Annotated in this window: 18 protein-coding genes; 10 read left to right on the plus strand and 8 right to left on the minus strand. The window is 60.5% G+C overall.

Annotated features, from left to right (window positions below; all coding sequences use genetic code 11):
• Positions 1-240 precede the first annotated feature (240 nt).
• From CQ017_RS11890 to CQ017_RS11900, 3 genes are read left to right on the plus strand one after another with little or no spacing between them, the layout of a single operon-like run.
• Complete coding sequence (locus tag CQ017_RS11890) at positions 241-1,131, plus strand: MoxR family ATPase (protein ID WP_258133606.1); 891 nt, start codon at positions 241-243, stop codon at positions 1,129-1,131.
• 12 nt (positions 1,132-1,143) lie between these two features.
• Positions 1,144-2,466, plus strand: a complete 1,323-nt coding sequence (locus CQ017_RS11895) for a DUF58 domain-containing protein (protein ID WP_105553886.1) — start codon at positions 1,144-1,146, stop codon at positions 2,464-2,466.
• Positions 2,463-4,871 carry a transglutaminase domain-containing protein gene (locus tag CQ017_RS11900; protein ID WP_105553887.1) on the plus strand — a complete coding sequence of 803 codons (2,409 nt, stop codon included), beginning with the start codon at positions 2,463-2,465 and terminating at the stop codon, positions 4,869-4,871. The genes CQ017_RS11895 and CQ017_RS11900 overlap by 4 nt, the downstream gene beginning before the upstream one ends.
• Before the next feature lie 99 nt (positions 4,872-4,970).
• On the opposite strand, the gene CQ017_RS11905 is transcribed toward CQ017_RS11900, so the two are convergent.
• Both CQ017_RS11905 and rsmI read right to left on the minus strand, forming a co-directional pair.
• On the minus strand, positions 4,971-6,458 hold the full coding sequence (locus tag CQ017_RS11905; protein ID WP_105553888.1) for an NAD-dependent succinate-semialdehyde dehydrogenase: 1,488 nt from the start codon (positions 6,456-6,458) through the stop codon (positions 4,971-4,973).
• Positions 6,459-6,596: 138 nt separating this feature from the next.
• Entirely contained in the window at positions 6,597-7,457 is an 861-nt protein-coding gene (rsmI, locus tag CQ017_RS11910; RefSeq protein ID WP_105553889.1) for a 16S rRNA (cytidine(1402)-2'-O)-methyltransferase, read from the minus strand.
• A 67-nt stretch (positions 7,458-7,524) separates the two neighbouring features.
• On the opposite strand from rsmI, the gene CQ017_RS11915 reads away from it, so the two are divergent.
• Together CQ017_RS11915 and CQ017_RS11920 are read left to right on the plus strand one after the other, a co-directional pair.
• A complete protein-coding gene (locus CQ017_RS11915) occupies positions 7,525-9,135 on the plus strand; it encodes a dolichyl-phosphate-mannose--protein mannosyltransferase (RefSeq protein ID WP_105553890.1) in 1,611 nt (536 codons plus the stop codon).
• Between the two features lie 71 nt (positions 9,136-9,206).
• Positions 9,207-11,048, plus strand: a complete 1,842-nt coding sequence (locus tag CQ017_RS11920) for a long-chain fatty acid--CoA ligase (protein WP_105553891.1) — start codon at positions 9,207-9,209, stop codon at positions 11,046-11,048.
• 88 nt (positions 11,049-11,136) lie between these two features.
• On the opposite strand, the gene CQ017_RS11925 is transcribed toward CQ017_RS11920, so the two are convergent.
• A complete protein-coding gene (locus tag CQ017_RS11925; protein ID WP_105553892.1) occupies positions 11,137-12,684 on the minus strand; it encodes a TIGR01906 family membrane protein in 1,548 nt (515 codons plus the stop codon).
• A gap of 264 nt (positions 12,685-12,948) precedes the next feature.
• Positions 12,949-13,317: a DUF3499 domain-containing protein gene (locus CQ017_RS11930; RefSeq protein ID WP_096287677.1), complete on the minus strand. Its 369-nt coding sequence runs from the start codon at positions 13,315-13,317 to the stop codon at positions 12,949-12,951.
• An 89-nt stretch (positions 13,318-13,406) separates the two neighbouring features.
• Here CQ017_RS11930 and CQ017_RS11935 point away from each other — a divergent pair, with 89 nt between their 5' ends.
• Positions 13,407-13,865 (plus strand): metallopeptidase family protein, encoded by a 459-nt coding sequence (locus CQ017_RS11935; protein ID WP_105553893.1) that lies wholly within the window; start codon positions 13,407-13,409, stop codon positions 13,863-13,865.
• Between the two features lie 5 nt (positions 13,866-13,870).
• On the opposite strand, the gene CQ017_RS11940 is transcribed toward CQ017_RS11935, so the two are convergent.
• The 3 genes from CQ017_RS11940 to CQ017_RS18500 are packed head-to-tail and all read right to left on the minus strand — an operon-like array spanning position 13,871 to position 20,192.
• The gene (locus CQ017_RS11940) at positions 13,871-16,198 is read right to left on the minus strand and encodes a DUF5719 family protein (RefSeq protein ID WP_105553894.1); all 2,328 of its coding nucleotides are present in this window, start codon (positions 16,196-16,198) and stop codon (positions 13,871-13,873) included.
• Positions 16,198-19,767, minus strand: coding sequence for a glycosyltransferase (locus CQ017_RS11945; RefSeq protein ID WP_105553895.1), 3,570 nt, complete (start codon positions 19,765-19,767; stop codon positions 16,198-16,200). Before CQ017_RS11945 ends, CQ017_RS11940 begins: the two co-directional genes overlap by 1 nt.
• Positions 19,671-20,192, minus strand: coding sequence for a WhiB family transcriptional regulator (locus CQ017_RS18500; protein ID WP_105553936.1), 522 nt, complete (start codon positions 20,190-20,192; stop codon positions 19,671-19,673). The genes CQ017_RS11945 and CQ017_RS18500 overlap by 97 nt, the downstream gene beginning before the upstream one ends.
• A 282-nt stretch (positions 20,193-20,474) precedes the next feature.
• Here CQ017_RS18500 and CQ017_RS11955 point away from each other — a divergent pair, with 282 nt between their 5' ends.
• Complete coding sequence (locus CQ017_RS11955) at positions 20,475-21,203, plus strand: TIGR03089 family protein (protein ID WP_105553896.1); 729 nt, start codon at positions 20,475-20,477, stop codon at positions 21,201-21,203.
• Here the strand turns inward: CQ017_RS11955 and CQ017_RS11960 are convergent.
• A complete protein-coding gene (locus CQ017_RS11960; RefSeq protein WP_105553897.1) occupies positions 21,200-21,757 on the minus strand; it encodes a GtrA family protein in 558 nt (185 codons plus the stop codon). The genes CQ017_RS11955 and CQ017_RS11960 overlap by 4 nt on opposite strands.
• A gap of 240 nt (positions 21,758-21,997) precedes the next feature.
• On the opposite strand from CQ017_RS11960, the gene CQ017_RS11965 reads away from it, so the two are divergent.
• The 3 genes from CQ017_RS11965 to CQ017_RS11975 all read left to right on the plus strand — a co-directional run bounded on the left by CQ017_RS11965 (position 21,998) and on the right by CQ017_RS11975 (position 25,387).
• Entirely contained in the window at positions 21,998-23,158 is a 1,161-nt protein-coding gene (locus CQ017_RS11965) for a 5-(carboxyamino)imidazole ribonucleotide synthase (protein ID WP_105553898.1), read from the plus strand.
• A 55-nt stretch (positions 23,159-23,213) separates the two neighbouring features.
• Entirely contained in the window at positions 23,214-23,747 is a 534-nt protein-coding gene (gene purE, locus CQ017_RS11970; RefSeq protein WP_105553899.1) for a 5-(carboxyamino)imidazole ribonucleotide mutase, read from the plus strand.
• 113 nt (positions 23,748-23,860) lie between these two features.
• Positions 23,861-25,387 (plus strand): LCP family protein, encoded by a 1,527-nt coding sequence (locus tag CQ017_RS11975; RefSeq protein ID WP_258133611.1) that lies wholly within the window; start codon positions 23,861-23,863, stop codon positions 25,385-25,387.
• Positions 25,388-25,461: the final 74 nt, after the last annotated feature.

The raw sequence follows: 25,461 nt of genomic DNA on the forward strand, positions 1-25,461 counted from the left end.
TTCTTGGGTCTAATTCTTCCACCACCGGTACACAGGGAAAGAATCAAGGTATTTAGAAGCTATTCGTGGAGAAAAGAACCCCATATGATGTGAACACAAGCTACGGGAATTGCTTAGCGTGTCAAAGATGACCTCGGCACGATAAGTTGCCCAGCCAGGAGAATGCGCATGAGTGCCCACCCAACACTCCCCTTGGTAGATTCGACGTTTAGGTCGAATTACCAACGGATGTTCGATGCTGTGCAGACAGTAATCGCGGGTAAGCCCGAAGCAATTACCAACACCATTGTGGTGCTCCTCGCGCAAGGGCATCTGCTGCTCGAAGACGTTCCCGGAGTCGGCAAAACCATGCTCGCCAAGTCATTGGCCCGCAGCGTCAACGGATCCGTGCACCGAATCCAGTTCACACCGGATCTGTTGCCCAGCGACGTTACCGGCGTCTCGGTGTTCTCCCCGCAAGATCATGAGTTCACGTTCCATCCCGGCCCAATCTTTGCAAATATCGTGATCGCGGATGAGATCAACCGGGCAAACGCGAAGACCCAGTCCGCCCTGCTTGAGTGCATGGAAGAGCAGCAGGTCACCGTGGACTCGATTACCCACCCATTGCAGAGGCCATTTATGGTCGTTGCCACACAGAACCCCATAGATTCGGAAGGTACGTTCGCGCTGCCAGAGGCACAACGGGACAGGTTCATGGGTCGAATTTCGATGGGCTACCCACACCGCGAAGCAGAAATTTCCATGCTCACCAGCCACCATGTAGCCGAACCGCTTGACTCGCTGCGCTCAGTGCTTGAGCTCGAACAACTGCGGCAAATGATCGAACAAGTGAGGCAGGTGACCGTTACCGATCGGTTGAGTGGCTACGTCGTTGATTTGGGTCGGGCCACCCGCGACCATCCGCATATCTCGTTGGGCGCTTCGCCTCGTGCGCTCGTGCAATGGGTCCGCGCCGCAAAATCCCATGCGGCTATTAACGGACGGGATCATGTATTGCCCGAAGATGTGCGTGGAGTAGCCGAGATGCTGCTCTCGCACCGGCTGATCCTGACCCGCAGGGCATTATCCGAAGGCGTGGAACCCGCTGCTTTGATCCAGGAGCTTGTTTCCGCCACACCAATCGGATAGGCAAGGCACGCCATGGAAAAAATGCAGCGGTTCGACTCGCGCGATGCTCTGTCGTGGACACGCACGGATTCGACGCCCGCAACGCTACGCCGGTTCCAACTTGACCTGTTCACCGTGCGCGGCTGGGCAACCTTGTGCAGCGGAGCCCTGTTGATTTTCCTGGCCTACATCCTGGGCCGCCACGAGATGATGGCTTTGGGCATCGGACTGCTGACAGTGGCCTTGGTCAGTTGGTTGCTGGTATTGCGGCTACGCAATAAATCCAAACTGACCCGCAAACTGCTCACCGCAAATCCGGTGGTCGGTGACATCACCAGATTGCAGCTGTCCTGTGCGGAGAATGCGAAGGTCAAGGAATCGCTTCCACCCGAGTTTGGGCCGGGCCCCGAATTCACCGGTCCCGGAGAGACCGTGTACGAGCTCATCTTCCGCACCCGCGGAATCCATTTGGTGGGCCCGGCAAAGCAAATTCTTTCTGACCCCTTAGGCCTAGTGGACGGCATGGTCGATTCGGGAGATGCCTTGCCCGTCCCCGTTTGCGCCGAAATTCACCCGCTGGAACGCTTCGCTTCGCTCGGAGACAAGATGCTGACCGGTGACGCACGGTTCTCCCGAAGCACCACCGCCGACTACTATGACGTGGCCACCCGTGATTACCAACAAGGCGACTCGATCCGACAGGTTCACTGGAAAGCCACCGCACGGCAGGGCAAGCTCATGGTGCGTCAAGAAAACCATGTTGCTACTGCCCAGGCATTGTTGGTCTTTGACCGCACCTATGAGCACTGGCATATTAACGGCGCGGACCTGCGTCTGGGGATCCCGCAGGGCGACGGCCCTCCGATCCCAAGCAGCCGACGTTTTGAAATGGCGCTCTCCCTGGCCTGCAGTATCGGCCAACGCTACGCCGCCAACGGTTATCAATTGCTCTTTAGAGAACTTTCGGGAGAACAGCTGCTCAAGGCCGGCAGCGTCTCGCTGTCTGGGGCTTCCGCCCAGACCGGATTTGAAGACTTTCATGCCGCGAGCGCCGAAATGTCGCTGCGCGCACCAACTAACGCCGCCGAGGGACCTGAAATTCTCGGAGAGGGATTGCGCAAGCTGCTGCTGGGCTTTCGCGACGAACCGGTCATCATGATCCTCGGTGAGCTCCGAACCAATCAGGCCGCGTGGCTGGCAACTCTGGCGCGTTCGGTGCGCCATGTCGAACTGTTCCTGCTGGTCTCCCATCCGGAGCGCTACCGCGAGGTGCAGCAACACCTGGCCGAGACTGGGTGGAAAGTGCATTTCCTGGCGGCAAACACCAACATCAACGAATTGTGGTCACGGCCATGAGCGCCGCAGTGACCCAGCGGCCAGCTCCGAACTCCAGCGCGTCGGGCGCTGGGCCCAAAAAACCCAGGACGCATCACCTGTACGCGCGATCGCTAGCGGCTGCAGCTCTGAGCCTTGCCCTGCTCGCTGGTTTAGCCTCGCTCAGCGGAGTCGTCCAAGGCGGGGCGTGGTTCGGAGCCTTGATCTGGCCAGTGGTCTTCATCCATGGCAGCGCCGGGGTATTGCGCGGCATCCGTGGCTGGCACTGGGCTGCATTGCCTGTTGCCTTGCTTGTGGCGGTTGGCGCGGTCCTGGGGCACCAAACGATGCGCGCCAATCCCCCCTCCATGAGGCTCATCGATTGGTTCGGTGCGCTAGCCTCCGAGGCCGCCATACAGTTCTCCACTCAGGTGCCCCCGGTGGCCTACTCACGATATGTCGAGTTCGTTCTGCTTTTGCTCGCGGTGGTGCTGAGCCTCGTGGTCGAGGTTCTCGCATCATTCAAGCGCCTAGCGCCACTGGTGATCATGCCATTGTGCTTCGCCCCGGTGATCGCGTCGCTGTTCAAGCAAGAAGGGGCGGGCATCGGCTATCTCGTGCTGATGACGCTGGCAATACTTGGTTATTTCGCACTGCTCCCCTATATTTTCCGTTCCGAGCCTACAGGCGCGGGATTACCTGCGAAACGACAGGTGGGAATCCTCGCCGTCACCGCTGCCGCGTGCGCCCTCGCGATGATTCTCAGCGGCCTGTTCATGCCGGGCTTTCGCAATGGCATGCTCCCCGAAGGCACTCGGCCTTCCGGCGACCTCTTAGCCAGCAACGTTGACCCGCTGCTCAATCTGGGCCGAGATCTCAGAGCGAACAATGGAAGCGTCGCTTTTAGCTATCTCACCAGTTCTGCTGAACCGGTATATCTGCGTACCTCGATAATCGAAGATCTGAGCGCCACCCGCTGGGAACCGAGCGAAGATTTGCTCCAATCCGCGTATTTTGGGGACACCGCGATGGACACCGATGCCGACATTTTCAACGGAACCCCCGAGCTCACCCAATTGACTTGGGATGGGCAGGTCAGCAGCCCTAGTCTGCCGCTGCCAGACCGCAGTTTTTATATCACCGGCATCAATGGTTCCTGGAACTGGACCAAGCAGACCTCCGTGGCTCGGCTCAGCGGGGATGCCATGGCCGAAACAGGCCAAGTCACCGTGGGACACACGCAAATGAATTTGAGCGCGGAGATGGCGCGCAATCTTGGCTACTTTGGCGGCGAGCTGACGAATGAAATAGCGAATGTAAATCTTTCTATGCCCGAGGACCTCGACGGCGAATTCGACCAATTGCTGCGCCAGACGCTCGCCGAAGCCTACGGCGCGCAGGGCCCCCCGGCGAACGACTTCGATAAGGCCGTCGCCATTCAGGATTTCCTGCGTTCGGCTTCTTTCGGATATTCCGAACGCACGCCGCTCCGCGAAGGCTATGACGGAGCTAACCGGCAGGTAATTAAGGCGTTCCTGGATCGCCGTCAAGGTTACTGCGTACATTTCGCTTCCACGATGACCCTGCTGGCACGAGCGTCCGGGATCCCTTCGCGCATCGTGGTCGGCTATGCCCCCGGCGAGCCAACCGGTGAGACGTTTAATGCTGCTGACCTTGCCGAAGGCAACGGGATCGGGCGCAATGTGCCTCCGGAAGTTGAATTCACCGAATATGAGGTAACCGGCCAACAAGCCCATGCCTGGCCCGAATTGTTCCTCCCGGGGATCGGCTGGGTTCCTTTTGAACCGACCCCCGGCCAAGGTCAGGCACCTGACTACGCCCCGGGGGCAACGCCCAACGAAACGCCGCAAGAGGTGCCCGAGGAACTGAATCCTTCCGGTGCCCCGGAACTCGATGACCCGGAGGCCGAGGAAAGCGCAACCGCCAACGCGCCGCAACAAAATACCGTGCAGGCCGAAGACTATGGCTGGATGATCGTGCTTGGAGTCTTGGTGCTCGCCTTGCTACTGGCGGTTCTCCCCTGGCAGCGCGCTCGATTGCGTCGGCGCAGAATCGAACAAGTTCTTGCCGGCGGTGCCGGGAGCGCCCAGGCATTATGGGATGAGCTGCGTGCTTTGGGTGCGGACGTCGGCAACCCCGCCGGTGAGCAAGAATCGGTCAGCGACTACACCCTGCGCTTGGCCGAGAACCACCAGCAGCTTGCAGCACCCTTGACCAGGCTTCGCGAAGGAATCCAGGCAAGCTTCTACGCTCATCGACACCCGGATGGGGAACAAGGCGCCGAACTGGCAGCCGCGCTGGAACAGCTCGCTGCCCAACTAGGCCGCGAGCTGCACGGCACGCAACGCGTACTCCGCTTCTGCTTCCCGGCTTCCCTGCGCGAGCGGCAACTGCGCGAGGCAAGTGGGTTCACCAACGCACAGTAATTTGCGAGATTAATTGCCTGAAGCCCAACACCTGAAAAGGCGTTGGGCTTCACTGGCTAGTACCGTCCGCCAACTACTCGCGGCCGTTGATCACCGAAATTACTTAACCGGTGCGTATGGGTCGGCAATGCCGATGTACTGCACGGTGGTGTATTCCCCGAGCCCCTCGGCGCCGCCTTCACGGCCGAGACCGGACTGCTTCACGCCACCGAATGGTGCGGCAGCGTTGGAGATGACCCCGGCATTAAAACCAACCAGACCGAATTCGATCTGCTCGGAGACGCGGAACATCCGGTTGAAATCACGGGAGTAGATGTAGGAAGCCAGTCCGTATTCGCTCGCGTTGGCGAGGCGAATCGCGTGCGCCTCATCCTTGAAAGTGGTCACCGGAGCGACCGGGCCGAAGATCTCCTGGGTGAGGATCTTCGCGTCGTTGGCAACGTTAGCCAACACGGTGGGCTGGTAGAAGTAGCCCGGACCCGCTACCGGAGCACCGCCGGTGACTGCAGTGGCGCCCTGTGCCACGGCATCGGTCACCAGCGCGTGGACCTCGTCGCGAGCCTTCTCTTCGACCAGCGGGCCAACGGTGGACGATGGATCGGTTCCGCGTCCGGTCTTCAGCGCCTTCATGGCCTCCGAGAACTTCGCGATGAACTCCTCGGCCACATCTTCATGTACCAGGAAGCGGTTCGCTGCGGTGCAGGCTTCGCCCATATTGCGCATCTTCGCGGCCATGGCGCCTTCGACGGCTGCGTCCAGGTCTGCATCTTCGAAGACGAGGAATGGTGCGTTGCCGCCCAACTCCATCGAGGTGCGCAGCACCTTGTCTGCGGCATCCTTCATCAGCTGCTTGCCGACCGGAGTGGAACCGGTGAAGGAGACCTTGCGCAGACGGTCATCTTGCATCAGCGGGCCGGAGATCTTCGATGCCGAGGATCCCGAAACCACGTTCAGCACGCCTGCCGGCAGTCCGGCTTCCATCATGGTGGCGGCGAATAGCTGGGACGTCAGCGGGGTGAGCTTCGCAGGCTTGAGCACCATGGTGCAACCCGCGGCGATTGCCGGGCCGACCTTGCGTGTGGCCATCGCCAGCGGGAAGTTCCATGGGGTGATCAGCAGGCACGGACCCACCGGCTTGTGGTGGACCAGAACCTTGTTCTTGCCCTCCGGGGTGGTGACGTAGCGGCCGTAGTGGCGCACGGTCTCTTCGGAGAACCAACGCAAGAACTCTGCACCATAGGTCACTTCGCCACGGGCCTCAGCCAGTGGCTTGCCCATTTCCAGGCTCATCAGCAACGCAAAATCGTCGGCGCGCGCGGTGACCAAGTCAAAGCCGCGGCGCAGGATTTCGGCGCGTTCGCGTGGAGCGGTCAGCGCCCATTCGGCCTGGACCGCGTCGGCTGCATCCAAGGCCGCCATCGCGTCTTCGCTGGTGGCGCTGGCCAGCGTTGCCAGCTTTTCACCGGTGGCTGGGTCAAGTACGTCGAAGGTGCCACCATCTGAGGCATCTCGCCATTCACCATTGATAAGCAGTCCGGTGGGTACTTTGGCGAGCAGTTCTGCTTCGCGTTCAGCGGTAATCGACATAACGCGGTTCTCCTGAAAGTCGTAAATGAAAGGAATCTTCGTTGATCACAACGCTAGTGCTGGTTTCGAACGGCTGTAAATCGCCTGATGCACTACAAACTCGTTGTTTCATTGTGCATTCAGCCTAAGCGATTTCGGCTATTTTTTCGCTTCGTGACGTTCCGCCAGAACCGCTTCGTACAGGTCCCGCTTCTTCGCCCCGGCGGCTTCGGCGACCTCGGCCACCGCCTGTTTCATGCGCATCCCGTCCGCAACCAGCGTGGAGACTTTGGGAAGCAGATCCTCAATGGAGGCCGTTTCCGGGGCCGAAGCACCGGAGATCACCACGACAATCTCACCGCGGAGACCTTCATCTGCCCATGCCTTGAGCGCACCGAGCTCATCGCGGCGGACCTCTTCGAATTTCTTGGTCAGCTCTCGGGCCACCGCCGCCTGGCGCTGTGCGCCGAAGGCTTCGATCGCCGAGGCCAAGAAGTCAGCGACCCGGTGCGGGGCTTCGAAGAACACCATGGTGCGCTCTTCGTGCAGTAGCGCGCCCAGGCGCTTGCGCCGTTCACCAGCCTTGCGCGGCAAGAACCCCTCGAAGGTGAAACGTCCGGTGGGCAGTCCCGATAGCGCCAGGGCGGTCAGCACCGCCGAAGGCCCAGGCACCGCGGTGACCCGGATGCCTGCTTCCATCGCGGCTGCCACCAAGGGGTAGCCCGGGTCAGAGACCGCAGGCATTCCGGCATCCGAGACGACCAGCACGGTGGCTCCTTCGCGAGCCAGTTCGATCACTTCGCCGAGCTTATGGGCCTCATTGTGTTCATGCAGGCTCATCACCCGCCCGGCGGGTTTAATTCCCAAGGCATGAGCTAGGTGATGGAAGTTGCGGGTGTCCTCGGCGGCGATCACGTCGGCACTTTCCATAATTTCGCGGAGCCGTGGCGAAGCGTCGGACAAGTTGCCAATTGGGGTGGCGCCCAGGACGATTACGCCCTCATTATCTGAGTTCTGCACATCCTTTAGCCTACGCGAAGTACCAAAAGCACACATTCTCAGGGTTACGCCGGTAGCATGAACAACGATGAGCACCACTGCAGCAAAGACCCCAGATACCGGGCACGTGCGTTCCGCGCGCGTTGCCTTCACCTTTGAGAACCTCAAACAAAGGTTATTGCCGGTTGCGGCGCCCTCTGGTGCATTGATGTGGATTGTTCCGCTGGTAATGACCGTTATCGGTGGTCTGCTGCGCTTTGTGCACCTGGCGCATCCGAATATGTTGATCTTCGACGAGACCTACTACGTCAAAGACGCTTATTCGCTCTTGCACTTCGGCTACGAGATGGAATGGGTCGACGAATCAAACGACCAATTCGTTGCCGGCGATCCGCAGCTGAAGGATACCGCCTCCTTCGTGGTGCACCCGCCACTGGGCAAATGGCTCATCGCCTTCGGCATGATGCTCTTTGGCGAATTCGACGGTTTTGGCTGGCGTTTTGCTACAGCTCTGTTCGGTACGCTCGCGGTTCTGCTGACAACACTGTGCGCCCGCCTGCTCTTCGGCTCGCATCTGCTGGCGGGTATCGCCGGCCTTTTGATCGCCATCGACGGACATTCAATCGTCATGTCGCGCACCGCGTTGCTGGATATCTTCTTGATGTTCTTCGTCTTGGCCGCCTTCTATGCGCTGCTCAAGGATCGGATCCACGGACGAACTCAGCTCGCCAGAAAACTTTCGGTGCCCGCCGGAAACAGACCCAACGAGTTCCTGCTCATCTTCGGCCCCGTGCTCTGGTGGCGCCCCTGGCGGCTCATCGCAGCGGTCATGCTCGGCTGCGCGGTTGGCATCAAATGGTCCGCGTTGACCTTCGTTGCGGTGTTCTGCCTGATGGCGGTGCTCTGGGACTTCGGCGCACGGCGCACCGTTGGAATTCAGCGGTGGCAGTCGGCCGCGTTCGTACGCGACGGCATCTACTCGTTTTTCACCATGATTCCGGTGGTGTTCCTGACCTACCTTGCCACGTGGACCGGCTGGCTCAGCACCGCCGGCGGACGCTATCGGCAATGGGCCCTAGAGAATCCCGGCGAGGGGGTCTCCTGGCTGCCCGAGACCTTGCGCAGCCTGTGGCACTATCACCAGGCCAGCTACAACTTCCATACCGGGCTGGATTCGGAACACGGCTGGGCTTCGTCCCCGTGGACCTGGCTCTTCTCCGGGCGCCCGGTACTGATGTACTTCGAAGGCTACGACAACGGGCAGAACGGTTGCACGATAGATCGCTGCACCGAAGTGATCATGGATATGCCTAACCCGGTGATGTGGTGGGCCTGCACGTTGAGCATGATCTTGCTGGTGTTCTGGTGGCTTGGCGCGCGCGATTGGCGTGCCGGAGCGCTGCTTTCAAGCGTTGCCGCGGGGTTCCTTCCTTGGCTGATGTACCCCGAGCGCACCATGTTCTTCTTCTACACGCTGCCCTTGGTCCCGTTCATGGTTCTCGCATTGACCTATATGATTGGCAGGTTCATCCCCCGCGAACCACGCTCCGATGTGGCCTACCGGTCAAGGGTTGTTGTCGTGGCCCTCTTCATAGCGCTGCTCCTTGTGGTCTCGGCATTTTTCTGGTCCGTATGGTCCGGAGAACTGACCTCGGATGCGTACTATCGCATGCACGTGTGGATCCCTAGCTGGGGATAAGCTCCCGTGCGCAGGGTCCCGCTGCACCGTGAGTTGCGCCACCTGACCTCGAACGATTTCAAAGGATTTCCATGCACGAACTGCACGTCGAGCTCCTGCACGACCTCGACCCCCAGGTAAACGCAACCACCCTGCTGCTGGACCGGGTGGCTTCCTCGCCAAACGACACCTTGTTCATGGTCCAACGCCCCTCCGGGTGGCGAGACGTCAGCGCCCAGGGTTTCCTACGTGATGTGAAGCGACTAGCCTCCCGGCTGATCCACGACGGATCGCAACCCGGCGACCGGGTCGCCATCGTCTCGCGTACCCGCTATGAGTGGGCGCTGGCCGAAGAGGCCATCTGGTTCGCCGGCGGAATTTCAATACCTATCTATGAGACGTCAAGTCCCTTCCAAATCGAATGGATCTTGCGCGATTCCGGCGCACGGGTCGTCTTCGCCGAGGACCACGAGTTACGCGCCAACGTTCGCCGGGCCGCGGCCCAGCTCGGAGAATCCGTCACCATCCACCTTTTTGAAGGATCGCATACCTCGGATCCGGAAGCGATTCCCGCTGCAGGCCTGCAGCAGATTCTGGTCGACGATGCACAGATCGCCGAACGAGAAATCCACGACGCCTGCGCGAGCCTGAGCTTGGAAACCACGGCCACCCTGGTCTACACCTCGGGAACTACCGGGCGGCCTAAGGGTTGCAATATCACCCATGCGAATTTCGCCTTGGTCGCCTACAACCTCGCCGAGCACATGGCCGAGGTGCTGGGTGAACGCCGCCGCACGTTGATGTTCCTGCCATTGGCACACGTCCTAGCCCGTGCGGTCCAGCAAGTCTGCATTCACGGTGGCGCAATCATTGCTCATAGCAATTCGACGGCAACATTGATGGAGGACCTGAACGCCGTCAAGCCGGGGTTTCTGCTAGCCGTCCCCCGCGTTTTTGAAAAGATCCGCGCCACGGCACTGAATAGGGCCGAGCAGTCCGGCAAGGCCGGCCTGTTCCACAGCGCCGAGCTGACCGCCATTGAGATCTCCAAGATCCGGGATGCGAAATCCCGTGGTGAAAAAGTGCGGATGCCGCTGTCATTACGAGCCCGCCACCTATTTTTCGATAAGCTGCTTTATCCCAAACTCCGCGCGGTCTTCGGTGGACAGTGCGGTTACGCGATCTCCGGGGCCAGCGCCCTTAACCAGGATCTGGCGCATTTCTTCCGCGGCGCCGGAATCCAGCTGGTCGAAGGATACGGACTTACCGAAACCACTGCACCTGCGACGGTGAATCAGGCTCATAGCAACCGAGTGGGGACCGTGGGCCGCCCGCTTCCGGGCACCAGCGTCAGGATCGCTGATGACGGCGAAATCCTGATCAAAGGCATCGGTGTATTCGCCGGGTACCACCACAACAACGAAGCCAGTGCCGGGGCATTCACCGAAGACGGATACTTCAAATCCGGAGATACCGGGCGCCTTGATGAGGCCGGTTATCTATGGGTCACCGGGCGCAAGAAGGAACTGATCGTCACCGCCGGGGGCAAGAACGTCTCCCCCGGTCCATTGGAGGAGATGGTCCGGGCCGGCCGGATAGTGGATCAATGCGTAGTGGTCGGTGAGAACAAACCGTTTGTCGCGGCTCTGGTCACGCTAGACGCCGAAGAACTAACGTTGTGGTCCAAGGCCCACGATTTGGGCCAGCTGTCACTCGGCGAGGCGGCCCTGCACGACAAGGTACGCTCCGAGGTGCAAAGTTATATTGACGCCGCAAACCACACTGTTTCTCAGGCAGAATCGATTCGCAAATTTGTGGTTCTTCCCGCCGAGTTCACCGAGGCTTCCGGACATTTGACCAGCTCGCTAAAGCTTAAACGCCAGCAAGTCCTAGATGATTTTGTCTCCGAAACCCAAGAGCTATACCGTCGCTGACTGGCCATGGAACAGTAAAACCTCGGGATCCGTACTGCCCGGTTCCCGAGGTTTATCTGTTCCAGGGCGTTTTGCCCCGCGTAGTTACTTAGCTATTCAAGCCGTAAACTCGCGCTTCTTGGCGTAGGCGTGAGCTTTCGCGGCGGCGCCCGGTTGGCCAGCAGGCAATGAGCGCAACAAGCACGGTGACGACCACCAACACCCCGATGGCAAGCGCAGAATCGACCCAGAACTGCTCGGGGTATAGACGGATCAGGGTGTCGCTGAGGTTGAAAGTCCAGGTGCCTTCGGCGAAGAACAACTGGTGGAAACCGGAGAAGAACGTGTTCCACCCGGTAATGGCGATGACCGCGATTCCGGCAATGAGCACCAGGGTCAAGATTGCCCCGGAGAAGAGCGCTCGGCGCACTCCGCCGGAGTAACGGTTGGCCAGGTAGGCGATGAAAATTATGGCCAATACCGCTAGCACTGCCCCGATGACATAGCCCAAACCAATCAGGTTTTTCACGTCAAGCATGTGCTGCACCTCTTGGGCGGTGAACATACTGGAGCCAGTTGGAAGTTTCAATCCAGATAAAAATTCCGGGCCAGCGAAGTTATTCAGGTAGTCCACCCCGTAGCTGCCATAGGTCAGGCGCTCCGGATCGGTGAAGCCGAACTGGTCGCTGGGGAACCCTGGCCGGGCGTAGGCCAGTGCCAAGAACGCTGGGGTGGCGACCAGACGAATCGCGGCGATCAGCGTCAGTACCGGGAAGATAAGTGCAAGCAGCACCTGTGCGGTGCGGGCCAGCGGCGGCTTGGAATTTAGTGCACGTTCGCGGGCCACACGGCGTTTAACCGCTGCCTCGGATGGCTCCGATTCCGGGGCGTAGCTTCCAAAGACACGCGAACGCGCCTGGGCCACTGCGGCGGATGTAGTCTCCGGGTTGTCTTTATTTGGCGCAGCGCTGACCGGCGGCACCGTCTGTTTGGTTTCGTTGAGCGGCGCATCGGTATTGGCGGGTGCCTCGGCTTTCGTGGAGGCCTTCGGCTGCTGCTGTTCCGCGTCGAGTTCATGCGGAAGTTTAATCGCTCGAATGATGTCCTCTACCGGCTCGTCCGCTTTCGGCTTGGCTGCACTCGTAGCTGGCTTGCTCACTGCTGGCTTTGCTGCTGCTGACTTGGCTGCGGCCGGCTTGGCTGCAGTCGGCTTAGCTGCGGCCGCCGGCTTAGTCGCCACCGGTTTGGCCGGCGCAGGATTCGCAACGGGTTTGGTAGCTGCAGGTTTGGTAGCTGCAGGTTTGGCCGTCGCAGACTTCGTGGCCGGCTGCGCCGTGGTTGGATTCGCAGCAGGCTTGGCATCTGAAGTTCCAGGAGCCGCCGGCTTCGCCTCGGCAGGCTTGGACGCTGCTGCTTTGGCCCCTGAGGGGTTCAGGAACGCTGCCTTCGCAGCGGCCGCCGCCTTTGCAGCACGAGCGTCCTGCTGCGCTTTGGCTTGTTTCTTATGCTCTTCAAGGCGTGCCGATAATTCTTCGGCTCGCTGGCTGAGCGTGGCCTTGGTGACCGACTCGTTCGATTCAGCATTGGTGGCCGCGATGGGCATGTCCGGGCCTTCTGGGCCCTTACCACCGGGGGTGTTCTTCGCCGCCTCAGCCATGAGGAGTCCTCCTGCAAATCGCGCGATCTCTGACCATCATAAATAGACGAAACCTGCACAACAGGCCCCGCGGTTTCAGCTTATCCAGCCGATCGCGCCAATCCGCGCATTACCACACCTAAATTAGGACCGTGGTGCGGGAAACGGCAAGGCCAGTCATTCCCATCCGATTAGTAGAAATGCGAAACTGACGGCGGCGGCGCGGCCTACGGTGTAGCGGGAGGTCAGACCCCACGCGAAGCTAAATAAACTCGGTGGTAATTCTTAGATTTCTTCGGCCTCCGGCGGAAGCACTGCCAGCCGTGGACGAGAATCGAAACGGGTGCCGCGCACCTCGCGGGGTGCAGGTGTTTCGACCGAGTGCTTGGGTTTGCGTTCTTCGCGCACGGCATTCATCAGCGCATGCAATTCATCTTCGTTTTCAATGACCTCGGGCAGGGCGCCGCGCAGCAGGTTCCACCCACTGGGCACCGTGAGCCGGTTGGCGTGCCGGGCGCACAGGTCATAGCAATGCGGCTCGGGGTACTGCGCCAATGGGCCGAGCACGGCGGTCGAATCGGCGTAGTTGTAGGTGAGGGTTGCGCGGGCCGATTCACGGCACGCGGGGCGAGAGCAAAGACGAAGACTTTCCACGGCTTCAAGTCTACTCTTGCTAGCCGTCCTAGCCCGGTAATCTGGCCCGAACGGCCACGTTCGCTCGCGCAAACGTTTACTGTGGAGCCATGGAGCATAATCCCCAGACACCACAGCAGCGCTCGCGCCGCAACCGTCATGGACGCGGACGGCGTGGCCCGTTGATGCCAATGCACCTGCCCGCCTTCCGCACACGACCGGAACGCTTTGACGACGCGGTGATGGCCAGCGCCCAGCGACTAGGCGAACGCTGGGGCCAAAAACTCGCGATCATCGATTTTCGCATCGTCCCGGTACCTGGAGACAAGGTCATGACGCAGGCCGCAGCCGCCGGAGACCGCATGCCGCTGTCCTCTGCGCGACCGGCAACGGCTAAGCGCCGTGCCCGGATTTCCATTTACCGGCTGCCATTGGAACAAGCTAGTCATAGCCACACGGAATTAGTCGACCTCGTACACCAGTGTGTGGTGCACGAGGTCGCTAACTTGTGGATGCTTTCGCCCCACGAAGTTGATCCCGAATATTTTCCGGAGAACCCGGATTATTAGTCCTGCTAGCCGCCGACGTTGACGACGATACCGTCACGTCCAACATTGGCTTGAGGCATTGCAGCCCAGGCCAGTGAACGATCCGACCCGAAGATCAACTGGCCAATGTAGGCGTTTGCATCTGCGGAGAAGATCACGGCTTGGGCGTCTTCGGTGATTTCCTTCGGTTTAAACACCACGTTCTGCCCGGTCTTCACCTCAAGTTTGGTCGGCTTTGAAAGCTTCCCATCTTTGTCGACCACAACAGCTTCGACTGAGGCATCGGCGGATGGCGCGGCAATGCTGAATTCACCGGTGCCGTTCGCTGAAATAGGTGCAACCTGCTTTCCCGCCAACGGCATGGAGCTGGCGGCCCAGGCGTTGTCCGAGGAATCCTTGGGATCCGCGCCGCGCACCATCCGCACGCTGCTGGTCACCGGAGCATCAGCTTCCACGACCACGGAGTACGCGCCCGCCTCTAGACCGTTGAGGTCGATGACGCTAGTTGCGTCGGAGGCTACCGCGAGGTTCGAGCCAAGATCCGCCTTGACTTCGCCCTCTGCACCCAAGATCTTCACCTTGAAACCTGCACCCTGCGCACCTGTGGCCGAAACGTGAAGCTGCGGCACCAGTTTCTTGTCATCTTTGCTTAGTTCGTTTCGGTCATTCTTGTTGCCGAGCCAAACGCCCGGAATCACCTGCGTATTGGCTGCCGAAGCATTTGCAGCCACCAGGTCTACCCCGGAAGGCGTCAGGCCGCGCAACGCGGCCTGTTGGACCGAAGCGGTGATCTTTCCGCCGAGGCTGGTGATTTCGGCGGACACCGAATCCAAATTCTGGGCGTACCCGCCAAGCACCAAGGCCCGCGAGGTTCCCGGCGCAAGCACGATGTTCTGCAGCGTGGAGGTGTCGATCAGACCCTCCGGGCCGCGCAGATCGATGGAGACCTGGGCGGTGGTGTGGGTCGGGTTCGACAGGTGAAGCACGCTGGTCGCACCGGTATTCGTCAGCAGCCCGGTGAAGCGCCAGTTGGAGGCTGGCGCCTGGCAGGTCGCCGCGGCCAGTCCCGCGAGGTCGCCATCCTTGGCCAAGAAACTGCGCATGGCGCTTCCCCAGGACGGTAGTTCACCCAAGGGTTGCAGGGAGAAGACTTGCGTCTTGTCTCGGCCGTTGGTGGTGTTTACCTTTCCAACCCGACCGGTCAGCCCCTCGTCATCGGCACCCAGAGACTGCGCCGCTTCAGCATCCGGAATGCGTTCGCTGAGCTGGGCCGGATCTGAGCTGCCCAGGTCCCGGAGCGTGGCACCGGGAATTCGCTTGCCCAAGTCTGAGACCAGGGCTGTGCGAATATTGCTTGAGATTTGTTTTGCACCGGCGGCGAACTGTGGATCGGTACCGTCCACGCCCTTGAGAAGTTGCGGAGTTCCGGCACAGACCGACTGGGCGTCGCCGGCCGGAAGACTGGTCACCGCCGCGGGGAGCGCCGTATTGGACGGTTGTGGTGCAAGCACCGAAGCCGCGGCGACCACGCCACCGGCGGCAATGATGGCCACTAGGCTGAGCAGCACGGCGCCCGCACGACGACGCACCGGAGCAGTTTCCTGGTCCTTACGTGCTGCCTTATTCGCGTCGTCTAGTTTGCGGCGGCGTCGGCTCGCAGTCGGATCTGCGGGCACCGAAGCCTCGCTAGTTTCCGCGGCGCTTAGGATTGCCGGCTGCGCCAGGGCTGCAGCCATTTTCTCTTCCTTGGCTTCAGGATCAGCCTTGGCTTCCGGCTCAGTCTGACGCTTCGGTTCTGGCTTGGCTTGCGGCTGGGCCTTGGCCCGGTCCTTGGCTTCCGCCTTTGCGGTGGCTTTGGCCTCGGCAGCTGCTTTCGCGTCGGCTTTTGCAGTAGCCTTCGCCGCTGCCTTGGCCTCAGCCTTGGCTTCCTTCTCGGCTTTAGCCTCGGCGCGCAATTCAGACTTGCTCTTTGTTTGCCGCGCGTTTACGGCAGGTTCGGCAGCCGGAGTGGATTCCGGCTTCGCCGCAGCCACCGGTTGCGGTGCGGGCTTGGCCGGTTCGTCTGAGGGGCCGATTTCCGCTGTGGCCGGTTTAGCGGCGGGCTTATCGCTGCCGCCCGGGGAGGGGCTTTCGGCTACCGCTGATCCTTGATCCTTAGGTGGTTCCGCAGCATGCGCGGGGTGCCCGGCCTGCTCATTTTTTGCGTCATCCGCGGCGAGCTTGTCGCTGCCGTCTGGGGAGGCGTTATCGGCTACCGCTGATCTTTGATCCTTACGTGGTTCCGCAGCGTGCGCGGGGTGTCCGGCATGCTCGTTTTTTGCGTCATCCGAAGCGGGATTCTTCTCATCACTCACTACTTTTTCTCCTGCTCGGTGTCGGTGTCCGAAATACGGTCACCGAGCTTCGGGGCCAGGGTGTCACGGATCTCGTGCGTCCGTTCGCGAGCCTCCCGACGGCTCAACGGTGTTGAGCTCGTCGCGGGTTCCGCTTCGAAGGCTGGTTCTGCCTGCTCGCTGGCTACGTCGACTTCCCCGTCGGCCGATTCCTCGGCGGCGCGGAAACGATATTCGCTATTTCGGTAGCTTGCGAGGCGACGGGTACTGGGTACCGGGATCGCCAGCAATACCGCGATGAGCAACACGACGCCACCGAGGATCAGCGTAGGCAATGCCAAGGGTTCGAAGTGGGTCAGCGTCAGCTTGCCGCCTTCGGCCGGCACCTCATAGGCCTGCGCCCAGCGGGCATCCGAATCCCGGGGGTACGCTACCGCGCGCAACGGCGCGCCATCGATACTGGCACGCAGCTTTGGATCCTGCGCGGTCGCCAATACAAGCGTGCGCGATGCATCGGCTGCGGGTATTTCAAGATCCTGGATACGCCCGCGATTGGTGGGCAGTACCTGAACCCGGTCCGACTTGTCGATCAAGCGTGCAAATCCTGCGCCCGCATTCGGCGTGGAGCTTTCATAGTTGACGCGCCACAGCCATCCGTTGTCGGTTTGCCCCACGGCGGCCAAGCCGGTCGCGGCATCCAGCACACGCACGGTGGCCGAGACGGATTCGCCGGTCTCGTTGAGCACTACAAACCCAACACCCAGATCCCGCAAGGCTTCGCGGGAGTCGAGAGCGGATTCAGATAAAAGCATTGCCACGGCTTCGCGCTGCACGTTGCCCGTGGCCGAAGCCTCGTTTCGTGCGGGGTTCAGCAGCGATCCGCTCAGTTGCGCCACCTGCGAGGGACGGCTGATGGCGTCGAGTGTTTCGCCGGACCCGGTGAGCAGCTGGCTGTCGATCTCGCCCGAAGCCCGCGGGGTGAGCACCAAGGTGCGCTCTGCGGATTCCGAGCGGCCGGCGTCCGCCGCGGTGGCCGGAATCGTCCGTTCCTGCGAGGGAGACACCCGCTGAGCGGCGTTCAGCGCGGTCAAGGTGCCATCTGGATTCTGCGAATTCAGCTGCGCACCGAGTGCCACCGAACCGGCGGCCAATACGCTAACCACGCTCAGCGCTGCCATCAGGCTCAAGACTGCCCGATTCGCCGGATGGCGAAGTGGGCGTGGCTGCTCCTCATGGCGCAAGGCTGCCAGCGCGTTGGCGGCTGCGGCAAGCATGGCGAAGACCGCGAAGGAAACAAACGGCGCGGTGTACGCGCTGACCGTCGTGGACGAGTCCAGGGAGACCGAAATGAAACCGATCCCCCAGCCGGCCACCAAGGACAAGGCTGCGGCCCAGACGAGTTTGCGCGAATTCCGCCGCATGGTGGGGTCCAGGCTAAAGGATGACCCGAGTGCGCCCAATACCGCCAAGATCGCCACAGGCGCGCCCACCAGAGCCGCAGCGACCAAAGCCCACGGTCCGGCAGGCAGGATTCCCCAACCAAGCGGGGCGAGCATTGCGTCAAAGGCCTCGGGGAAGCCCAAAAGCATCTGCCACAGCGGGGCCGGGTTGAATGCCAGCGGTGCACCAGGTTCGGTAAACAACAGTCGTGGGTTGCCCAGTGCCTCGAAAAGCAAGGGCAGGTTCCACACCACGGCCGGCAGCGGAACCCACCACAGCGTGCGCGCCCGGCGCGGAGCCGAAAGCGCCAACACGTAGATCAGCACCACAAGTGCCAAGAAGAAAGGCATTGAACCGGTAGAAATTACCCACAGGATCAGTGCCGCGCAGGCCGAAGCAGTCCAGGCGGAAGTCTTTTTGGTTTGCTCGCTTGTTGCCGGCTTGCCCTCCGGGCGCACATGCGCGTTAAGCGCACGAAGCATGGCCAGGAAGAACAACGGCAGCAGGACGTGAATCAGTACCGAGCCCACCCGGCCGCTGGCCAGGGCCGAAATCAGGGCAGGCTGCAAGGCCCAGATCACGGCGGCGAAGAAACGTACCGCGCGCGAACGGCTCACTACGCCCACGCCCCACCAGGCGGTGAGCGCCGCCAACGGCATGGCCGCCAGGAACAAGACAACCGAAGCCTGGTTCGCGTGGTTGAAGCTCAGCACCGAAAGCAGCCAGTACATGATGTCCGTGTTATCTGGAGCGGCGCTGAAGCCGGTGCCCGCGTTCTGCCACCACGAGGTGGCATTGGCACCGATCTCATTGAGCGTGCGCGACAGCGGACGCATGGAACCGCCGCTCAGGGCGTTGGCACCGATCAGCGAACGCCAGGCGATCAGCGAGGCCGCGGTCGTGATGAGCAATGCGAGAATCAGTGACAGCACCGCGGTGGTCCGCGGCGGCCGAGCAATTCGGACAAAGTCCGAGAAGTTCTCTCCGCTTGGCTCCACCATGCCCTCGGCGCCGGAGCCATCTCCGTAAACCTGCGAGTCGTCCGCACCGCTTGACAGGTTTCGCCGGTACTCGCGCACGGCGCTATTCGAAGTCATCAGCTTGCGCACCTGGCCACGTGGCACCTTGCGGATTTGCTTGGTCCCGCGGCGCGAGGAAGCCAGCTTCACCGGCGAGAACAAGCCCCGCAAGGTCGAGCCCAAATGGCTGAACCCATGGCCCGGATCCTTGGCTAGAAGAGCCAAAAGGAAGTGCCCGATGCCGCCCAAAAGCAGGCCTAGCCAAAGAAATGGGAGCCCCAAGGTCGGTGCGAACTTCAGCCGCTGAAAGACCTCAGCGCGGCGTGCTTCGCCCGGTCCAGCCAGCGAGTCGACCACATCGACCTGATGGTAGACCTTCGCGGAGGGAACGACCACCACACGGTGCCCAGCCAGGCGGTTGCGCCAGCATAGATCCACGTCGTCGCCGCGGCCTGGCAGCGCCGGGTCGAAACCACCTAATTCTTCAAAGACGTCGCGGCGGATAAACATTCCGGCCGAGGATACGGCAAAGTAGTCGCTTCGCCCGTCGTACTGTCCCTGGTCGACTTCGTCGATATCGATCATCGTCAGGCGCTGCGCCTTGCGGTCCACGCTGAGCCCGACTTCGGCCAAGCGGCGAGGATTGTCGATGTCCAGGATCTTGCAGCCTGCAATGGTCACGGATTCGGAGGCTTCGACCGTACGCGTCAGTTGTTCTAGCGCGTCGGGAGCCGGCATCGAATCGTCGTGGATGATCCACAGCCACTCGTCGCGATCTGCACGAGCTTCGGGCAGGGAATCAACCGCTTCTTGAACCGAAAGTCCCAACGACCCCGCAGGGGCCGAGAGCAGGGTCGCATTGGAAGGAAGATTTGCTTTTAATACCTGGCGTGAAGCGTCTTGGGATGACGCATCGACCCCGAGGTACCGTTCAATCGGCCGGGACTGGTTTCGCAGTGCGGCTAAAGTTCGGGGTAAAAAGTCAGCGCCATCGTGCGCGGCAACGATGGCGGTGACATGAATTGGCGGTCGAATTAGATTGCTCGTTTCCGTAGTCGGCGGCGTTCGCGCTCGGAGAGCCCTCCCCAGATGCCGAAGCGCTCGTCGTTGCTCAGCGCGTATTCCAAACATTCTGAACGTACAACACAGGCACCGCAGACACGCTTAGCGTCGCGGGTCGAACCGCCCTTTTCTGGGAAAAATGCTTCGGGGTCGGTCTGCGCGCACAAAGCGCGGGCCTGCCAACCGAGCTCGCCTTCGTCGACTTCGCCACCGACGCCGAGCCAAACGGCCTTGATGCTTTCGCGAACCTGTTCGTCTTCATCCAGCTCCGGAGCCCACGACCCTGCGGTCGATCCGCCTTCGGTTTCCGCTGGCGCATGCTCCCGTAGGAAGTCTTCTGCGGCGTTCTCCAGATCTGCGGCAACCGCAACACGTGCGGATTCACCAGCCTGTGGATCGACAAACCAGTCCGATGGTGCACCCTCAACCCCGTATTGGGCGGACGCTACAGCCGATGTCGAAAAATCGGAGTACCCCTGCTCCAGCTTCGTCATGTTGATGTTGACCTTTCGATTGGTTTGAGAAGATCGAGCCATCCGTGCTCCCGATCCATACGTCTCTATTTATTCCATCGAAATAGTGAAACGATGGACGAGCCGAACTCACCATCTAATTACAGCCGTGTAACTCGGTCATAGTCAAGCGGGGAGGATATTCTATGGAGAGTTCTCAGGAAACTCTCGGCACAACACGCCGCGAAAGACACCAATGAATCCGGCGAGTCGCAACTTCCGCGAATTGTCGGTAAATTCTCAGTAAATTATTTAAGGTGGAAAATGCCGTTCAACTCCGCTAAGGGAGCCTTTGCCGAAGGTCTGCTAGCACCGCGCCGGGCCTCGGCCACACCATGGCTCACCTGGTACTCGACTTCCGGCGAAAGAATCGAGCTGTCGGGCAAGGTCTTTGACAATTGGGTCGCTAAGAGCGCAAACCTTCTGGGCGAGATTTTCGACCTCGACGAAGAATCGATAGTGGTCTTGGACCTCAGCGCGCACTGGAAATCCCTGGTCCTGGCGCTTGCTTCCCTGCATCACGGAGCCACCTTGGTTTCCGCCGAACATGGCCAGGCGGCCGAGGCGCAACTTTGGATCACCAGCAACCCAACAGATGAGCGCATTCCCGGCGCTGCGGAAATCTTGGCGGTCAACCCCGCAGCCATGGCGCTGTCTTTCGGCGCCGATCTAGGCCCGGTGGCCGAAGACTACAACGCCAATGTGCGCACCTATGGGGACCAGTTCTACCCCTCGGCGGTATCCGGCTCACGAATCAGCCTCATCACCGCCGGCGGCCAAGAGCTGTCTAGCGCAGAATTATTTGCCGCCGAAGCACCGGCCCGCGGCACCATCTTGGTGCGCGCAGATATCCCGGTTCTTGACCTGCTGCCTTACGCGGTGGCGCAGTGGAAGGCCGGCGATACGATCGTATTGGTCGATGAAACCATGGAGGTGAGCGACCGGCTTCGCGAGGGAGAGAAAATCAGCCACGATTACCTACTCGCTGATTAGCTCTTCCCAGTGGGGATGGTGCCGGTGTCCGGGGAAACGGCCTGGGTGCCGGCAGCCTTCTCGTGATGGGCCAAAAGCTCATGGTCGTGGGCAAACTTTTCTTCCTGATCCATCTCGGCGCCGAAGACCCAGAAACGGTATGCGAAGAAACGGAAGATGGTGCCCAGCACCAAGCCAACAACGGAGCCGGCAATAAATACGCTGGTCGGGTCGGTCAGGTTCAAAACGTACTTGGTGAACCAAACACAGGCGGCGGCGATGCCCAGCCCGATGGCGTTCATAATCAGGAACATCACCAGTTCGCGAGCGACATTTGCCTGGCGGCGGTGGCGGAAGGTCCAGAAGCGATTGGCCACCCACGAAAACAAGGTCGCGACGATGCCGGCGATGATCTTGGCTTTAACCTGCGAATCGCTCATCGGTCCATGCAACAACCACACATAGATTCCGGAGTCGATGATGAACGCAATTCCACCGACAACGCCGAACTTCGCCACTTCGCGCCAGAGCAGCGAAATGAGTCCAGCTAGTTTTCGTGAGATGCGCTCGAACATTTTCCTCCAGACGTATCGTCGCTCTTGCTGACCCAATTTCGAATCAGCAAGACCTAGAGATCGTCAGAATCCCGGGAAGTGCAGTTCCCTCGGTTATCGGTTTAGTGTTGCCCCGAATACGCAATGGCATGAGGGCACATCTGCCTATTTTATCCGCATTTCCTGACAATTCCCCGGATTTGGTGAGTAATCAGTCACCGCGAGGACGGGAAGCCGGAACTATTTCGATAACCTAGAGGGGTGAGCTTCCCTAAAATTGGTGTGATTGGCGGCGGGCAACTAGCCCGAATGATGGCCCCAGAGGCCCTGAACCTCGGATTTGAACTGCATGTTCTCGCCGAAGGTCCGGACGTATCGGCGGCACGTTGCGTGCCCGATGCGCCCATTGGCGACTACAAGGACTTGGCGACCCTGCGCGCCTTCGCCCAGGGTAAAGACGTGGTGACCTTCGACCACGAGCATGTTCCCAATGAGTTCCTCACCACACTCATTAATGAGGGGATCAATGTCCAGCCGCGACCAGAGGCCCTGATCCACGCGCAAGACAAGCTGGTGATGCGTGCTGCGATTGAGAAGCTCGGACTTCCAAACCCGGCGTGGGCCAAAGTGGAAAACGTAGCCGAGCTGATTGCCTTCGGTGAGCGGACCGGGTGGCCGATCGTGCTCAAAACCCCTCGCGGCGGCTACGACGGCAAGGGCGTACGCATGTTGGAGAACGCCGAACAGGCGCGTGAAGCCGAAGCCTGGTTCGCCAACGGCGCCCTGCTGGCCGAAGACAAGGTGGATTTCACCCGTGAGCTCTCGGCCATGGTCGCGCGCACTCCTTCCGGCGAGACGAAAGCCTGGCCGGTAGTCCACACCATCCAGGTTGACGGCGTCTGCGACGAAGTGATTGCACCGGCCCAAGACATCTCGGCGGAAACCGCGGCTACCGCCTCAAACGCTGCCATGCGGATCGCCGAAGAGTTTGGCGTCACCGGCGTCATGGCAGCTGAGCTTTTCGAAACTCCGGGACAGGGTGCCGGTTTCGTCATCAACGAACTTGCCATGCGCCCGCATAACACCGGGCACTGGACCATGAACGGTTCGGTCACCAGTCAGTTCGAGCAGCACCTTCGTGCAGTCTTGGACTTGCCGCTGGGTGAAACCCGCGAACTTGGGTTGACCGTGATGAAAAATTTCCTCGGCGGAGCCAACCAGGATCTGTTCTCCGCATTCCAGGCCGCCTTGGCCGCCGCGCCGGATGTCAAGGTACACGCCTACGGAAAATCGGTGCGTCCCGGACGCAAGATCGGACACGTTAATGTGGTGGCCGAGGATGGCCAACGCGTAGAAGAACTACGTGAACGCGCCGACCGGGTCGCGAGCTTAATCCGTGATGGCATCACCCCGACCGCCTAGGCTTTCAGCAAGGCTCGCTCATTTTGGGCCACGATCTTCAAGGACATAGATTCTAATGACTGAAACAGCACCACTTGTCGGACTCGTCATGGGTTCGGACTCCGACTGGCCGGTTATGCGGCTGGCCGCCGAGGCGCTTACCGAATTCGGTATCCCCTTCGAAGCTGACGTCGTTTCGGCGCACCGTATGCCCACCGAAATGATCGAGTACGGCCAGCGCGCCCACACCCGTGGCCTGCGCGTTATCATCGCCGGCGCCGGTGGCGCCGCGCATCTGCCGGGCATGCTCGCCTCGGTGACGCCGCTGCCGGTGGTGGGTGTTCCGGTACCATTAGCCAAGCTCGATGGAATGGATTCCCTCTTGTCGATCGTGCAGATGCCTGCCGGCGTGCCAGTGGCTACCGTCTCCATTGGCGGTGCCCGCAATGCCGGCCTGTTAGCTGTGCGTATGCTGGCATCGGGAACCGATGAGCTTGCCAAGTCGTTACAGGTTAAGTTGCTAGCCTTCGCAGATTCGTTGCGCGAATCTGCGTATGCCAAGGGCGCTGCGTTGCGTGCCGAGGTAGCAAACGAGAACTTCTCTTCCTAAGGAAAGTCACAAAGTACATGGGTTCTGCCAGCCACCGCGCTCCAAGTCCGCTCAGGAACCCGGAGACGATTTCGTCTCCGGCCCGGAGCAAACGCGCCCTAATACTGGTCGTCTTGACCATTATTTTCCCGGGTAGCGCTCAGCTGATTGCGGGTAACCGCAAGCTGGGACGCATCGCGGTCACGATCACCATGCTCTGCTGGGCCGCGCTCATTGGGCTCGCAGCCATCTACTTCATTGACCGTTCGATCATCCTGGGTTGGGTTGCGCACCCGAACTTCCAGTTGTTCTTGATCATCGTGCTCTCGGTGCTGGCCGTCGGCTGGCTGATCATGTTCCTGAATACACTGTTCATCATCCGGCCCCGAATGCTGGCACCGGGAATGCGCGCAATCGTCTCCATTTTCACGTTGGCTGCGGTCATCGCGACCAGCGGCATCTTCGTCTATGGTGCCTCGATCCTGAACACCGGACGCGAGACCATCGTCAAGGTCTTCGATGCGGGTCCTGCTTTTGACCCGGTGGATGGCCGCTACAACATCGCGGTTTTCGGCGCCGATTCCGGCTCGAACCGAGATGGCGTGCGTACCGACTCCATCGCGCTGCTTTCGGTGGATGCCAAAACCGGCAAGTCACTGATGATCTCGGTGCCGCGTAACTTCCAGAATGCCCGCTTCGCCGAGGGTTCGCCCATGGCTGAGGTCTACCCCGACGGGTACAGCTGCGGGGACGAGTGCCTGTTCAATGCGATCTACCGCGACGCGGTAGATAACCACGCGGATCGATTCCCGGATTCGGTGAAGAACGTCGGTGCGCAGGCCGCCATGGATGCCTTGACCGGGACCACCGGGCTCGAGGTCCAGGGCTATGTCATGGTCGACATGGCCGGCTTCGAAAACTTCGTTGACGCTCTCGGTGGCGTCACCATCGACTCTGGCGGCTGGGTCCCCTACAACGGCAAGAAGTGGGAAGGCTCGCTGGTCAATACCCATTGGTTCGCCCCGGGCGAACAAACCTTCAACGGCAAGGACGCGCTCTGGTTCGCTCGTTCGCGTGACTTCACCGATGACTACCACCGCATCAAGCGGCAGCAGTGCCTGCAGCAGGCAATCATCAAGCAGTTCACCCCGCAGACCATTCTGAGCAACTTCAGCAGCATCATGCAGGCAGGCGAGCAGCTGGTCGAGACGAACATTCCCGCCAGCCAGCTCAGCTCCTTCGTGTCGGTGGCGGACAAGGTATCGGGCACGCCGTTCAGCCGCTTGACCCTGGGCGCGCCGGACTTCGAGCGTTCGTTCTCCACCTATCCTGACTTCGGCAAGATCGATGATCGCATCACCAAGATCATCGAAAAGCAGAACGCTCCGGAGAAGCCCAAGGAATCGAAGAAATCCAAGGAGCCTGCCAAGTCCAAGGACACCACCGAGGCCGGAGGTTCAGCCGAACCATCCGAAAGCGCCGAGGAAGAATCCACCAGCATCAACGACGCTCCGAAGCTGTCCAACGGTGAACAAGAAACCTTCACGCAGCGCGACGGCAGCCCGATCGACGAGCAGTATCTGGTGGAACTTGAGATGATCGGCCAAACGACCCGCCTGGCGCAGATCGCTGCAAACAACGACGAATGCTCGGTGCCTTAACCAGCATTCAAGGTTTCGCCCACGGTTTAGACCCCCCGACCGTTTTGAAACCACTATCGTTTGTGAAAATTGAA

This window comes from Arthrobacter sp. MYb224 (assembly GCF_002975455.1).
Taxonomy (GTDB): Bacteria; Actinomycetota; Actinomycetes; order Actinomycetales; family Micrococcaceae; genus Glutamicibacter.